12 protein-coding genes are annotated in these 15,038 nt (G+C 57.0%); 5 read left to right on the top strand and 7 right to left on the bottom strand.

The features are described 5' to 3' along the window. Positions 1-7: 7 nt before the first annotated feature. From NJLHNGOC_RS04885 to NJLHNGOC_RS04870, 4 genes are all read left to right on the top strand, one after another. On the top strand, positions 8-508 hold the full coding sequence (locus NJLHNGOC_RS04885) for a CBS domain-containing protein (RefSeq protein ID WP_113595461.1): 501 nt from the start codon (positions 8-10) through the stop codon (positions 506-508). A gap of 382 nt (positions 509-890) precedes the next feature. Next, positions 891-1,967: an alpha/beta fold hydrolase gene (locus NJLHNGOC_RS04880; RefSeq protein WP_113595374.1), complete on the top strand. Its 1,077-nt coding sequence runs from the start codon at positions 891-893 to the stop codon at positions 1,965-1,967. A 54-nt stretch (positions 1,968-2,021) separates the two neighbouring features. Then, complete coding sequence (locus tag NJLHNGOC_RS04875; RefSeq protein ID WP_113595373.1) at positions 2,022-3,239, top strand: MFS transporter; 1,218 nt, start codon at positions 2,022-2,024, stop codon at positions 3,237-3,239. Between the two features lie 43 nt (positions 3,240-3,282). Continuing rightward, positions 3,283-4,425, top strand: a complete 1,143-nt coding sequence (locus NJLHNGOC_RS04870; RefSeq protein ID WP_113595372.1) for an NAD(P)-dependent alcohol dehydrogenase — start codon at positions 3,283-3,285, stop codon at positions 4,423-4,425. A gap of 193 nt (positions 4,426-4,618) precedes the next feature. On the opposite strand, the gene NJLHNGOC_RS04865 is transcribed toward NJLHNGOC_RS04870, so the two are convergent. The 5 genes from NJLHNGOC_RS04865 to NJLHNGOC_RS04845 all read right to left on the bottom strand — a co-directional run bounded on the left by NJLHNGOC_RS04865 (position 4,619) and on the right by NJLHNGOC_RS04845 (position 10,593). Next, the gene (locus NJLHNGOC_RS04865) at positions 4,619-5,857 is read right to left on the bottom strand and encodes a cupin domain-containing protein (RefSeq protein WP_113595371.1); all 1,239 of its coding nucleotides are present in this window, start codon (positions 5,855-5,857) and stop codon (positions 4,619-4,621) included. Between the two features lie 303 nt (positions 5,858-6,160). Beyond that, entirely contained in the window at positions 6,161-6,628 is a 468-nt protein-coding gene (locus NJLHNGOC_RS04860) for a GlcG/HbpS family heme-binding protein (RefSeq protein ID WP_239021343.1), read from the bottom strand. A 183-nt stretch (positions 6,629-6,811) separates the two neighbouring features. Continuing rightward, positions 6,812-8,143, bottom strand: coding sequence for a cytochrome c (locus NJLHNGOC_RS04855; RefSeq protein ID WP_206059715.1), 1,332 nt, complete (start codon positions 8,141-8,143; stop codon positions 6,812-6,814). Between the two features lie 10 nt (positions 8,144-8,153). After that, positions 8,154-9,932: a GMC family oxidoreductase gene (locus NJLHNGOC_RS04850; RefSeq protein WP_113595369.1), complete on the bottom strand. Its 1,779-nt coding sequence runs from the start codon at positions 9,930-9,932 to the stop codon at positions 8,154-8,156. Positions 9,933-9,936: 4 nt separating this feature from the next. Continuing rightward, complete coding sequence (locus NJLHNGOC_RS04845; protein ID WP_239021342.1) at positions 9,937-10,593, bottom strand: gluconate 2-dehydrogenase subunit 3 family protein; 657 nt, start codon at positions 10,591-10,593, stop codon at positions 9,937-9,939. Positions 10,594-11,259: 666 nt separating this feature from the next. Here NJLHNGOC_RS04845 and NJLHNGOC_RS16265 point away from each other — a divergent pair. Then, entirely contained in the window at positions 11,260-11,754 is a 495-nt protein-coding gene (locus NJLHNGOC_RS16265; RefSeq protein WP_239021341.1) for a hypothetical protein, read from the top strand. A gap of 205 nt (positions 11,755-11,959) precedes the next feature. On the opposite strand, the gene NJLHNGOC_RS04835 is transcribed toward NJLHNGOC_RS16265, so the two are convergent. Both NJLHNGOC_RS04835 and NJLHNGOC_RS04830 read right to left on the bottom strand, forming a co-directional pair. Then, positions 11,960-13,747 (bottom strand): thiamine pyrophosphate-requiring protein, encoded by a 1,788-nt coding sequence (locus tag NJLHNGOC_RS04835; protein WP_113595367.1) that lies wholly within the window; start codon positions 13,745-13,747, stop codon positions 11,960-11,962. 471 nt (positions 13,748-14,218) lie between these two features. Then, complete coding sequence (locus NJLHNGOC_RS04830) at positions 14,219-14,722, bottom strand: YciE/YciF ferroxidase family protein (RefSeq protein ID WP_110532058.1); 504 nt, start codon at positions 14,720-14,722, stop codon at positions 14,219-14,221. Positions 14,723-15,038: the final 316 nt, after the last annotated feature.

Below are 15,038 nucleotides of genomic sequence, written 5' to 3'. Positions count from 1 at the left end.
TTTTCCCATGTCCTCTCGTGTCTTTCACATTCTTGCGCAAAAAGGGGGCACGGTCATTACTGTCAGCGCGGATGATCCCATTCTGGATGTCGCCACCACGCTGGCGCGGCATAATATTGGCGGCGCGCCCGTTCTTGACCCCGATGGGCGACTGGTTGGCCTTGTATCGGAAAAGGGGATCGTCCATGCCTTATCCCAGCGCGGCGCGGACATCTCCACCCTGATGGCAAAGGATGTCATGACAAGGGATATGCCCACCGCAACCCCCGACGACAGTATTTATGATGTCGCCTGCCGCATGACATATTCCCGCAACCGGCACGTGCCCATCATGGAAAACGGAAAACTCGTCGGATTGGTCAGTATCGGGGATATCGTCAAGCTGCGTGCTGAAAATGCCGAACAGGAAGCACGTGAACTGCAGAATTACGTGACAGGCACCGACCACGCGGGCGTTCAGTTTCCCAATGATGCGCCCCCCGTGCCAAGCGGGGGAAAGGAAGGCTGACCCGCCGGTCGGCGCCCATCCCTCATGATGGCTTCACGAAAGCGTGCGATTGTGCGTTCACGCAACGCGGATTTCAAATTTCCCGTCTGGACGCGCACGCCTTTTTCAAAGGTCGCATTGTCGAAAACTTCTTTTCCTGACAGTCGGAACACAAACCTGCAGCACACCTCGCCGTTGGTGCGGATCGCAATGCCCCGACCGCCTTCCACACAATCAGACCGTTGCGATCACGACACGTTTCATGATGGGACTGTCGACACCCGTCCCTTTATTTGACACCATGACGTTCAGGCATCCGCTTCGTCCATGACAGGCATATTTGCCGTGCCGTCCGTCCCGATCACGTTGAAAATACGGTGCATCACAATAACGGGAGAACGCAATGAGGCTGAGACATCTTGCAGTCCTCGCAGGCTGCATCCTGTCCATTCCCGCGCTGGCCCGGGGAATGCCGCCAACACGCGATGGCACCGTAACGCTCGATCATTATCGGCTGGAAGACGGGGAGACGCTGGCTCCCGTCCGGCTGCATTACCTGACGGCCGGCACGCCAGTGCGGGACAGGGCCGGCCATATCACCAACGCCGTGCTGATCCTGCATGGAACGGTGGGTACGGCGCACGAACCGCTGTCGCCGTCGGGACTGGCCGGGCTTTTCGCGCCGGGCAAACCCCTTGATGCCCGGCGTTTCTATATCGTGGCCCCGGACGGGCTGGGTGCTGGTGAATCCACGAAACCCTCCGACGGTCTGTGCGATGCGTTCCCGCATTACGGCTACCTCGATCAGCTGGCCCTCGACAGGGAGATGCTGGCACGGATCGGAATCGTGCATGAAAAACTTGTCCTGGGCACGTCGATGGGTGGCATGCAGGTCTGGCAGTGGGCGGAGCGTTATCCAACGGACAGTGACGCCTTGGTTGCCGTATCTTCCTCGCCCGCCGCGGTCAGCGGTCGCAACATGCTGTGGCGGCAGATGATCATGGAGGCGATCACACATGACCCGGACTGGCGCGGGGGACATCCGGACCCGGCGCACCCGCCACGTCTGTGGCTCTATACGGCCTCGCCCCTGTTCGCGCTGATGACCAGCAACGCACAGCGCCTTCAGGCCGCAATCCCTGACCGCAAGGATGCCGCCCCCTTCGAAAGTGCTGCGATCGACAAGCAGGCACACGCGCTGAATGCCTGCAATATCCTGCGCCAGTTCCAGAGTTCGGATGATTACGATCCCCGGCCCGGATCGGACCGGATCACCGCGCCCGTCCTGTCGGTCAATTTTGCGGACGACATGCTGAATCCGCCTGAACTGCTGCACCTTCCGTCCCGGGCAAATGTTCACGGACTGATGATCTGTGATCCGTCGCAGCTTTACGGACACATGACCATGATGCACACGGATGTCTGGGAAGCCGGGCTGAAAGCGTTTTTGCATACGGTGCCGGGCTGGCCCACGGACTGATTTTTCAATGGGACATCACGATGGGATCGACAGGGTAAAACCGTGAAACAGGACATGCCGACACGCGATCCGTTCCGTTTATCCCCGACGATGACAGGCATTTTCGCCACCGTCTGCGGCCTGACGGTAGCGAATATCTATTACGCTCAGGCCCTGATCGGGCCGATCACCCATGACCTTGCGATTTCGCCTGAATGGGCCGGGATCATCGTGACGCTGACCCAGCTGGGATATGGCGCCGGGCTGTTCCTGATCGTCCCGCTTTCCGATCGGTCGGATAACCGGCGGCTCATTCTCCTGACGATGGGCGGCCTTGTGCTCAGTCTCGCCGGCGCGGCGCTCAGCCCGTCCGTCACGCTCTTCATGCTGTGTTCGGTCGCGGTCGGCCTGTGTTCCGTGGGGTCGCAGATCCTGTTGCCGCTGGCGACGCATTTCGTGCCGCCCGCACAGCGCGGGCGCGTCATCGGCAACATCATGGGCGGCCTGATCACCGGGATCATGTTCTCCCGCCCGCTGGCCAACGCCATTGCGGCAGCCTTTGGCTGGCGTGCCGTTTTCTGGATTTCGACGCTCATGATGACGACGACGTGCGGCGTCCTGTGGCGCGTGCTGCCGGATTACATGCCGGAACACCGCATGCGTTATCGGACCCTGCTGTGGTCCATCGGGCATCTGCTGATCGAATATGCGCCGTTGCGACGGCGCATTGCATATCATGGCATTCTGTTCGCGGTCTTCAACATGTTCTGGACGGCGGCCCCGTTGATGCTGCATCAGCATTTCGGACTGGGACAGAGCGGGATCGCCCTTTTCGCGCTGGCGGGGGCCGGGGGCGCGCTGGCGGCGCCACTGGCCGGCCGGCTGGCGGATGCGGGCCATACACGGGTGGCGACATGGGGCGCGATGGGTATTGTCGGTCTGATGTCGCTTGCGTCCGGCTGGGCGGTCAATGGCGACTGGCTCGTCCTTCTTGCGATCATGGCGATTTTTCTCGACGCTGGCGTGCAGACCAACCAGATCGTCAGCCAGCGCGTGATCTACAGCCTTAATGACAGGGCACGGGGACGCCTGAATGCCGCCTATATGACGGCGGTGTTCCTCTGCGGGGCAGCGGGGTCTTCCGGTGGGGCGGCCCTTTACAGTATCCGGGGATGGTGGGGCTTTGCCTTGGTCGCCACGCTGCTCTGTCTTGCGGCCCTGATGCTCTTCGCGGCGGAGATCCTGCTCGGCCGTGAAAAACCGATCCCGCTGAAAACAGCCACAAAGCCCTGAGCCATGAAGTCCCGGCACAGTTCCGTAAAGGAGACCTCCCGTCATGCAGACCGGCCTTAAATCCGCTGCATCCTGTCCTGTCTGTGCCGCGGTTGTCCGGAAAGCTGACGGCCCGTTCCTGCTGGAACAACTGACACTTACCGCGCCCCGCGATGACGAGGTACGGGTACGGATCGTTGCCGTGGGCATGTGTCATACCGATCTGGCGGTACGCGCCCGCATGCTGGAAACACCGTTGCCGGTCGTGCTTGGTCATGAGGGAGCAGGAATTGTCGAACAGGCCGGCAGCGCCGTAACCAGGGTCGCGCCGGGTGATCATGTCATCCTGACGTTTGCATCCTGTGGCCGCTGCGGACCATGCGAAAGCGGCCACCCCGCTGAATGCGTGCATTTCCGCGAACTCAATTTCAGCGGCCACCGTCCGGACGGCACGCATGCGCTGTGCGACGACAGTGGCACGGTCCTGTCCGACCGCTTTTTCGCCCAGTCCTCCTATGCGACCCATGCAATCGCCACGGAACGCAATGTCGTAAAAATCCCGAAGGATTTTCCTCTGGAACTTGCAGGGCCGCTCGGGTGCGGGATCTCCACAGGAAGCGGAACCGTGCTGAACGCACTCCAGCCCGGCCCAGGCGGCAGTTTCGCCAATTTTGGCTGCGGATCCGTGGGGCTGAGCGGAATCATGGGGGCAAGCCTTGCCGGGGCCACGATCAATATCGCAATCGACCGCAAGCCCGCCCGCCTTGAACTGGCCCGTGAACTCGGCGCCACGCATACCATCTGCATGCCGGACGAAGATGTCGTCGCGACGGTGCGTAAGATTACGGGCGGTGGCGTGGATACCGCGATGGACACCACCGGACGCGTGGAGATCATCCGCCAGATGGTGGATGCACTTCGACCGGGTGGCAGAAGTGCGGTCGTGGCGGTTTCTCCACCGGGCGCACAACTTGAACTCGACGCCAATGACCTTATGGCTGGCAACAAGTCAATCCAAGGCGTCAGCCAGGGGGCCTGCGTGCCCGATATTTTCCTGCCACGGCTGATCGAAGTGTGGCGGCAGAAACGATTCCCATTCGACAGGCTTATCACATTTTACAATTTCGATCAGATCAATCAGGCCGTCGCGGACATGGAGGTGGGCAGGACCGTCAAGGCTGTCCTGCGGATGCCCGAGGCCATTTGACAGGTCGGTTACGGCTTTATCCTGCCACGACATACTGTAAGCGGCAGTCTGGAAAGACTGTTCTTGAAATATGATGCGAATCATAAAGAAGTTTTTGGTAAAGCTTTTTTAAAAAAGCTTCATGGAACGCCGCCTTTTTGAAAAAAGGCGGCACCCAAAAACTTTTATCAATTTTGCCGATGGATTATATGCCTCAGGCAGGCATGAAATGCGGCTGGTTTGACGGGAACCGACGCACGACCTCCAGAGGCAGATTAAGCGTCTGCGCGACCATCTCGGGCGGGATATGCGTCAGCCAGTCAGACAGCGATACCTCCGCAAACCGGTCGGACTTATAAATCGTGATTGCCTTGAAATCCGTATTCCCGGTATTTTCAAAATAATGACCAAGACTTTTCTTGATATACCAGATATCTCCCGGCCTGAAATCCGCCGTCTGGGCGCGTGGCCCGGTGTTGAATACGGTCATCCTTGCCTGCCCTTCCAGTACAAGCGCCCATTCATCCGCATTGGGATGCCAGTGCATTTCCCGCATTGCCCCCGGCTTGACGAGTTCGATTGTCGCAGCAATTGTTTTCGAGATGGGGAAATTGCGGCTATCCGCGACCTGCGCCTGACCACCGCCATTGCGGGCCACTGGCGTTGAATCCGACAGATGGTAAACGACCTTCTGCCCGCCGGCCCGAACGCCCGCATTTTTCTGGTCCATGGACAAATCTCCGGGGATCTTCCCCTGGAATATCCATCGGTTATCGACAGGGATATTCGCAAACACGTCCTGTGGAACACCAAAATTCTTTGCCAGAACTTCCGGTGGCGTATGGGCAATCCAGTCCGTAACCAGAAGGGTATTGAATTCCGAAGACATGCCATTATCAAACGCAAGGACGAATTCGGCACCATCCGGCCCCAGTCCCTGCAGTGAATGGGGAAGACCTGCCGGAAAATACCAGACATCGCCCGCACGCACGTCCTCCACACTCGGGATTCCCTGCTCGTCCAGTGTGGTGATCCGGCAGTTGCCTGCAATCATATAGGCCCATTCCGCCTGCTGGTGCCAATGCATTTCCCTGATGCCACCAGCGGACAGGCGCATGTTCACGCCCGCGATATCCTCGGAAAGCGCAAAATCCTCCCGCGTGACCTCTCGTGCCCAGCCACCGTCCTGATACCGCTTGTGCGCATTGTTGAAGGAGGCCCAGAATAACGGCATCCCGTTGACGTCAGTGGCCGGAGGATCCTGAAATGACGGAAACTGCGATTGCAGAACAGGATTTTTTGGACCCGGATCCGTCAGGCTGGAAGGCAGTCTTGCGTTGATTTTCCCTTCCTGGGGCCTGTCGGGATTTCCAAACGTCGCCGCGTTCGCCGCGCCCGCGAAACCCAGCGCCCCTGCAACAGAAAGAAAGCCCCGGCGTTTAAGTGGGTCCATGATGGCAAGACCTTCCCTGAATAAATCATGTATGATGGATGAATGTCAGTCCGGATTTCGATGTAAAGACAAATCCTTCATGATATTAGGCAATTATTTTAAACACCGCATGACATACAAATCATATGCCCGTGATATATTATCACTATGTATATATTTATTGTGTTTTACGAAATATAATCATGCCCCAATAAAATTATTTTATGAAGCCACTCCCAAACAGCAGGATCCCATATCCCATGTCAGGACATGGGATCCCTTAAGAAACGGAAATATATAAGACCCTTCCGTTCCACAATAATGCTATTTTATGGCTGCAAGCCCGGCCTGCGCGATCTGTTCATCGTGATCCGGCGTATCCACGGAAACACCGACCCCACCGACCAGTTGACCACCGACAAAGATTGGCTCGCCCCCTTTCATCATGACAAAGCCACGGGCAGTCGCCAGAGCGGGCCGTTTCCCTGCAATGGCAGCCTCAAGAACGGCTGTCGGGCGGCGGAACATCACGGCAGAGCGGGCTTTTTCGGGTGCCAGCTTTCCACTTGCACGCATATAGGCATTATCCATCCGGATCTGGACAATGACCTCCCCCGCGTCATCGACAACGGCAATGACGCCCGTTGCATGGATACGATCAGCCTCCCCCTGTGCTGCTGCCGCGATGCGCTGGGCCACGGCAAGGGTCAGGACCGGACGCGTGGGAAGTTCTGGTGGGGCAGCCCGGCTTTCCCAAATCGGGGCCATGCAGAAGACAGCTGCCCCCGCCATGACACATCCCGAACGGGACATGCCTTTACGGGCATCATGCTGTCGCGGGATCAATACTCGTTTCATGGAATGACGCAACCCCGACATCCGGTATTTCAGGCGTCCCGTCATGGTCATTTTCGTTGCATGACCGGATGAGGCATTTGGCAGACCAGTCTGATATGTGTTCATTGCATGCGTACCTTACAACGTTTTCTTTTCATTGGTGGGCGCAATGAGTTTCCGGAACTTCCCAACCTGTTCCGCATCGATGGAAGAGGCATGATTGCCCCAGCCTGAACGGATAAAGGTCAGTATATCCGCAACTTCCTGATCGGAAAGCCTGTCCCCGAAAGACGGCATCGTATAATGTGTGGGCTCCACATGAGTGCCGGGAATGGTGGCACCTGTCAGCACGATATGAAGAAGTGAGGCAGGATCAGGATCATTCACAACCGGATTACCCGCAAGCGCCGGGAACGTATCCTCATACCCCATCCCCGAACTCCGGTGGCAGGCAGCACAGTTATTGAGATAATCCAGAGCTCCGCGTTTGGTGACGTCCCCCTTGAAAAGGGCCTGCTTCACTGCCGGGTCATAGGCAAATTTCCGATTATCCGCTGGCGGTGGAAGTGTCTTCAGGAAATGTGCGATTGCACGCAGGTCGGCTTCGCTCATGTGCTGCGTGCTCTGGTACACGACGTCCGCCATGCCACCGAAAACAGCGGCATGCTGGTTGCGTCCCGATTGCAGGAACCGGACAATATCGTCCTCGTTCCATGAACCAAGACCCACAATGTCGCCCCCGCGCAGGTTGCTTACGGTATAATGATCGATACGGCTTCCGGCCAGGTAAGCACTGCCATCCTGTGGGGAGAATGCCTTCTGCTCCAGCGCGAAACCACGCGGTGTATGACAGGTGCCACAGTGCCCTGCGCCTTCGACAAGGTAGGCGCCACGATCCGCCAGGGCATCATGCGCGACCGCTGCGGATGGGGCTTCTCCACTGGGGACGAACATCCAGCGCCACCATGCCAGCGGCCACCGCATCGACAGGGGCCATGAAATCGCAGGCGCCCTGTCCTGATGATGCACCGGCTTTACGCCCGACATGAAAAACGCATAAAGCGCGTGCATGTCCTCGTCATTGATATGCCTGAAATCCGGATAGGGCATGGCGGGATAAAGCGTTTTCCCATCCTTGCGGATTCCGTGCCGGACCGCCTGTTCAAAATCCTCGTAACTGTAGCTTCCGATGCCTGTCTGCCTGTCCGGCGTGATATTCGTGGAATATATTGTTCCAATCGGCGTGGCGAGAGGCAGTCCGCCGCTGTAGGACGTATTGCCAGACACGGTATGACAGGCCATGCAGTCACCCAGCACGGCAACATACGCCCCATGTTCGATCAGCGCGGAATCCGCCTGGACTGGGGTCTGTGCATGTGCCCGGTCCGCTGGCTGTATTGCAAGGCCCATGGCCACAAGAAAGGCAACCCCGCCCAGGCAGGCCGCCGGTCTTCTGAATGTCGCTTTCATGACATTGTCCTCAGGCGGAAACCAGTGGGCCGGGTGATTTCAGATACTGTTCCCGGATGGCATGCGCGCCCATGTAGGTCAGTCCCCCGATCAGGCCTGTCGGGTTATACCCAAGGTTCTGCGGAAAGGCCGAGGCCCCGAACACGAACAGGTTCGGCACATCCCAGCTCTGACAGTAACGGTTGACGGCGCTGGTCTGCGGGTTGGCGCCTGTAATGGCACCACCTGTGATATGTGTCGTCTGGTACTGCCGTGTATTGAAATGATCCCCTGACCGGCGCATGGTGACCGTGTGCGATTTCGGGTTCATCTTCGCCACGATTTCAAGCGCGCGGTCCGTTACGAATCTGGTCATCCTGTATTCGTTTTCATGCCAGTCGAATGTAATGCGCGCCAGCGGCTGGCCCAGTGCGTTGCGATAGGTTGGATCAAGATCGATATAGGCATCGCGATAGGACATTACGGATGCATGCGTCTGGACACGCGTCGAATGCAGATAGGTATCCTTTGCCGCCTTCTTCCATTTCGCACCCCACGCTGGCGTGCCGGGCGGGACATTGAGCTGCTGCAGCGGTCGACCACCCGTTGTGCCCCCCAGGATGTAACCGCCCCCGATAAATCCATGCGGGGCATGGTCGAAATGATCCGCGTTGAATTCATCGATGATCTGCTGACCGCCCGCCCCGGCGCCGATAAAGGGATTGATCGCGGCATCCCTGTCAAAGAACAGGGCGGATTCACTCATCATCTGATAGGCGAAATTCTTGCCGATCACCCCCGTACCCGTGCGGGGATCATAAGGTTTGCCAATCCCTGACAGCAGCAGCAGCCGCACATTGTTGATCTGGAACGAGGAAAGGATGACCAGATCCGCAGGCTGGATGACTTCCCTGCCTGCCGCATCGACATAGGTCACGCCTGTCGCGCGCTTTCCATCCGCGGACATGTTGATCTTTGTCACCGTGCTGTGGGTGCGCATCTCGAAATTCGATTTCTGCAGCAGTGCCGGCAGAATTGTCGTCTGCGGAGATGCCTTGGAATAGAGATAACATCCATACCGTTCGCAGTATCCGCACAGGTTACATGGCCCCAACCGTACGCCATACGGATTGGTCCATGGCTGGGAGCAGTTGGCGGCCGGTTGGGGAAATGGGGAATAACCCAGCTGTTTCGCGGCAGCCGCAAAACGCAGGGCACCTTCGGTATCGGGCAGTGGCGGCGTGGGATACCCGCGTGAACGCGGCCCTTCGAACGGATTGCCCCCGGCGATAATTTTTCCCCCGATATTGCCCGCCTGCCCCGAAGTTCCGCATAACCGCTCGAACTGGTCAAGATAGGGCTCCAGCTCATCATACGTTACGTCGTAATCCTGGATCGTCATATCTTCGGGAAGAAATTTCGCACCATAACGTTCGACATTATGACTGTAGAATTTCAGATCCTCCGGCGATGGGCGATAATGCTGCCCGTTCCAGTGGACACCCGCGCCCCCCACGTTATTGGGCAACAGAAAGGCATTAAGCTGTCGATATGGAACCGCCGTACCATCGACCGCGTGCCTAATGGTTACCGTATCCTTTGACAGTCTCTGGAACAGTTCGCCCCGGATGCCATATTTCAGTTCATCGGCGGCCTTAGGATAACTCCAGTCCGGTGAGGTATCGCGATAGGCGCCACGTTCCAGCGCCACAACGGAAAGACCGGAACTTGCAAGCTCCATGCTGAGGATCGAACCGGTCCATCCAAGACCGATGACTACCGCATCAACGGATTTCAGTGTTGTCGTCATGGGATTATGCTTTTTCGCCTTGTATGGAAACCGGTCCCAGCGGATAGACCCTGCCCGGCTGAAGCATCCAGTCGGCAAAATCGGCCCGCGCGCCGGGGAAACCGATCATTTTCCAGCTTCCCATATGGCGGTTGCCGCCATACATCGGGTCAGAAAAATAACCTTCCTTTGTATTCGCCAGTAACTGAATGAAGAATTCAGCAGGTTTCGCAATATGGGGAAGCGTGAACGTGCCTGCCTGCAGCTTTTCAAGCACGCTGTCCTGTGTCGCCGCATCCAGCCCGGCAAACACATGCCCGTGCATGTTCACGCATGCCTGATCAATATCCGCGATCGCGGCGCGATAAAATTCGCGTGGCGTGAACTGAAGCTGATACCCGAGGGTAAAATCAACGTCCGTCACGAACGGGCCGCTCATGTACCAGAATTCACCATGACCGTAACCACTTTCCATCTGTCGGTCGATGAATTCGGGAACGCCAAGTTCAACCGCCCCCGGCCCGTCCTCATTGGATGGAATAAGCCGGTCAGCAGCCGCATTGATGAACATCCATTCGGCAGCGGTAAAGAATGTTGGACGATAAGGCGTCTGCTGCCCCGGTGCCGCCCAGGCCGTCGATGCGAACAGCGACTGATGACCTGTAATGCCAAGCAGCGTCATGCCCGGGACCGCGGCAAGCGCCTGCTGCAGGAATAATCGACGGTTTTTTAAACTTTTCTTGTCCGGCATTATGGTTGTCTCCGCCCCCAGGGGGCCTGATCCGGATACAGCGCATCAGGATCATGGCTCGTCTTGTTGTTTTTTTGGCAATCCACGACTGCGAACAGCAGTGAAGACAGGATCATGCGAACGGAATTTATCACATCAGAATTCAACAATTCATATGTTCCAAACTGCCTATATCGCGTATTTTTATTTTTTATAAACAGAACAGATTCCGGATATCATATGCGGTTCTTTTACCTGACAGCCGCTTTGAAATTTTATCCGCAATTCATGGCGTTCACTTATTCTGGAGCATTCCAGCCTGCTTTCAATAAAGAGGAATGAGTGACGACAACTTCTCAACCATCAATCCGCATTGCAATAAAATAATATGTATTGCTCTAATATCGAAAACATCGAGGTAACGAATCTGTCAATGCAGATTAATGTTTTGTGTATTGTAAATTTAAATATCCACACATCTTCAATTTCTTAAATTCGAATCAGCATACCCAGGAATCGTCTGGAAATTATTATTTATGTGCAATTTATATTTGTGATGTTTGTTAAGAGCATAATCCAACCCAAATGACAGGACATGCGGGAATTTAACCGTGATATATGCCCTTGATCACAGCATGGCGTCTTTATGCGGCGGGAAATGATCCCGGAATATCGCAATCTCCGTCCTCTTTGCCCCCTGTTCCGTGCCGCCTGTCGATTATCACAACAGCAGCAATCCCCGATGATGATCAAAGAACCAGATCGCAATCATTCGCCACCTGTGCCTCTCTCCAGCGCATCTTTACAGTTATGCTGTTCATGATTGCGCACAACGCGATACTGATGACTCTTCAGCCAAAGACGCCCCTGCTCTACCACCGGGAATTCACGCCGTCCGCGGAACTCGTGCGTTATCTGTCAGAGGGCGCACTGGAAGCAATGGAAGCGCAGATCAACGCTCAGGCGGCTGCCGCGAGTGAACCGCCATTCGAGTTCAAGACAGTTCCGCAGGGTGCTGCGACCTCGGTATGGGCTGGTGTCGTTGCATCTGCTGATGCAATGGGCGGACATTATTGCGAGGACTGCCACGTTCGCCCCGGTCATTCCCAATGACGCACCCATGGGGCTGCTTGATGAGGGTGTCCGGGCCCTATGCCGTTGATCCGGCACATGCCGAGGCATTGTGGGCAAAAAGCGAGGAAATGGTCGGAGAGCGGTTCGCGGCGTAACTGCTGCCTGCATGACAGCCTGATCTGAAAAATAACCTGCTGTCTGCTAGATCAGGCCTTGTTCAGACCGGGCTCCAGACACGGGTGCATCAGGATTTTCCGCTTGGCAGGATGGAAGCCAGCATTTCCTTTGCCGAACCCAGAATGACGCTGCCCCGCTCGGGCTCCGTGGGGAGTGGGGTCAGGAAGGCCTTGGCCTGCTGCAGGGTGATATGCGGTGGCAGCGGCGGTACATTGGGGTCGGTTCGTGCCTCCAGAATGACCGGTCGATCGGCACTCAGGGCGTCTTCCCATGCGATGCCGACATGATCGGGATCGTCAACGTAAATACCCTTGAGGCCCAGCAGTTCGGCATACCGATGATAGGGAAAATCCGGGATGGACTGGGTTGATTCCGTCTTGCCCTTGCCAAGCTGGATGCGCTCCTCCCATGTCACCTGATTGAGGTCCTGATTGTTCAGGACCAGCACGATCAGTTTCGGATTGGACCACTGCTTCCAGTATTTGGAAATCGTGATCATCACATTCAGTCCGTTCATCTGCATAGCCCCATCGCCCATGCAGGCAATGACGGTACGATCGGGATAGGCCATCTTGCCCGCCACGGCATAAGGTGTCCCCGCCCCCAGCGAGGCCAGACCGCCAGACAGGGAGGCCTTCATGCCACGACGCATTTTCAGGTCGCGCGCATACCAGTTGGCGACGGAACCGGAATCCGCCGTGATGATGGCGTTCTCCGGCAGGCGCGGCGACAGCTCCCAGAACACGCGTTGCGGGTTGAGCGGACAGGCACTGGTCATGGCGCGGGCTTCCAGTACCTTCCACCACTGGGCCACTTCCTTTTCGATACGGGCACGCCAGGCGCGGTCACTCTTGCGCTGCAGCAGCGGGATCAGGGCACGCAGTGTCGCGGCACTGTCGCCCTGCAGGTTGACCTCCATCGGGTAACGCAGGGACAGGTTGGCGCCGTTGATGTCGATCTGCACGCCACGCGCCTGCCCCGGCTTGGGCAGGAATTCGCTATAGGGAAATGATGATCCCACCATGAGGAACGTGTCGCATTCCTTCATGATGTCCCATGACGGCTTTGTGCCCAGCAGACCGATCGAGCCGGTCACGAACGGGAGTTCATCCGGCACGGCAGCCTTGCCCAGCAGCGCCTTGGCGATCCCTGCCCCGAGGATTTCCGCGATCTGGAGCAACTGATCCGTTGCCTCCAGCGCACCGGCACCGGCCAGGATCGCAACCTTCCTGCCCGCGTTCAGGATGTCGGCAGCAAGATGCAGGCCGGTCTCCTCCGGCACCGTGCTGCCGATTGTCATGCCAATGCCCGTATGGGTTGAACCGTGGGCCATTGGCGGATCCGAATAGGGTAATTCCTGCAGGTCGTTGGGCACGATCACGACCGTGGGGGCGCGTTTGTCGCGTGCGATCCGCACGGCCCGGTCCAGCGCGTGGCGCATCTGCGATGGTTCGGTTACGGTGACGATGTATTCGCACGCCACATCCTTGCACAGCGACTGCAGGTCCACCTCCTGCTGGTAATTCGTGCCAATCGCCGTGCGGGCCTGCTGGCCCATGATCGCCACGACACCGACATGGTCCAGCTTGGCATCATAAAGTCCGTTCAGCAGGTGGATGGCACCGGGACCTGATGTGGCGAAACACAGTCCCACCTGCCCGGTAAACTTGGCATGGGCTGTTGCCATGAACGCCGCCATTTCCTCATGTCGCACCTGAACGTATTCGACATGGCCTGCATCCACTTCACGTTGCAGGGCCACATCTATTCCGCCTGCCCCATCGCCCGGATAACCGTAAGCGCGTCTGAGGCCCCATTCCTGAAGACGTTTCCATAAGAATTCGCTGACGTTCATCTCGCGCTCTCCAACTGGATTCATCCGGGCAACGTCGAGAATTCAAGAAGGTTGCCAACGATCATGGCAGCTCTGACGGTGAACCTTCCTGTCCGGGCGACAGGAAATCCGTCTTCTTGTGATTAGATATGGGTAAGGGCTTTACTCGGAGTCGCATCAGCGATTGGAGATCATCCGGAAATATTCAAACGATTTCTAGAAATCGTCTGCTGACATAGATATTTTTTCAAATATCTACATCAGGAAATGGATTGATGTCCCGACCATCAAGGTCGCAGGAACCCAATTCCAGTGCCCGGTCTTCCTGTCGGCATATGACCCGCCAGCAATGATGATAAAGCGCCCTTAATATTCTGCGGAATATCTGCAGACCTCATCGGTCCGGCCTCCGCACTTCGCCTGCATCTTGCTTTCTGTCCGACAGGAAGGAGGATCCGTCTTACGGCTTGTCTGGAAAAAACGCTTCAGCCATCAGGCTGCATGCTGATTTATGCCCATTCCGGCAAGACGTGTCAGTTTCTGATCTGCGGCTTTTTCTTCCTCAAGCGTCTGCTCAAGGACGTTCGCACAATCCGCCCGACCAAGCTGTTTGGCATAGGCGATAAGGCTGCCGTAACGGGTTATTTCATAATGCTCGACGGCCTGGGCGGCCGAAAGCATGGCAGCGTCACGGACCTCGGGATCATCGCAGTCACTGATGATGTCCTTTGCCTCGGCAAGGATTCCGTCCATTGCCTGGCATGTCACACCTTTGACGGGCTGACCGTGCATCTGGAATACCTGTTCCAGCCTGCGTACATGCCCCTCCGTTTCCGTCAGGTGGTTCTGAAACGCGGCCTTCAGTTCCGGTGCGGCAGCCTTTTCCGCCATGGTGGGCAGGTTCTTGACGATCTGATTTTCAGCATAGTAGATGTCCTGAAGCGTATGCACGAACAGGTCATCAAGGGTTTCTATCGGTTTCGAAAACAGGCTCATTGGTTTTCTCCATTTTTCGAAAAGATGCCGGGCGCCTGATTGGCACAAGGCAGTCAATGCGCTGATCGGAGCATTCAGTTGCCGGGGAACGCCAGCGGATTACCGACATTCCCCGTATTCAACACGACATCAGGTATTCTTGTGGCTTTGCTGGCCCGCCTTGACGTGTTGTTCGTGCGTGCCGCCCCGGGTGCCGGTGCTGTGTTCATCAGCATCCTTCTCGCCATGCNGACATGCCGGCGTTCTTGTGGCTCTGCTGCCCGGCCTTGACATGCTGTTCATGCGTGCCGCCCCGGGTGCCGGTGCTGTGTTCGCC

Source organism: Novacetimonas cocois (assembly GCF_003311635.1).
Lineage (GTDB): Bacteria > Pseudomonadota > Alphaproteobacteria > Acetobacterales > Acetobacteraceae > Novacetimonas > Novacetimonas cocois.
The sequence above is the reverse complement of the archived record's forward strand: the minus strand, read 5'-3'. Positions and strand labels throughout refer to the sequence as shown.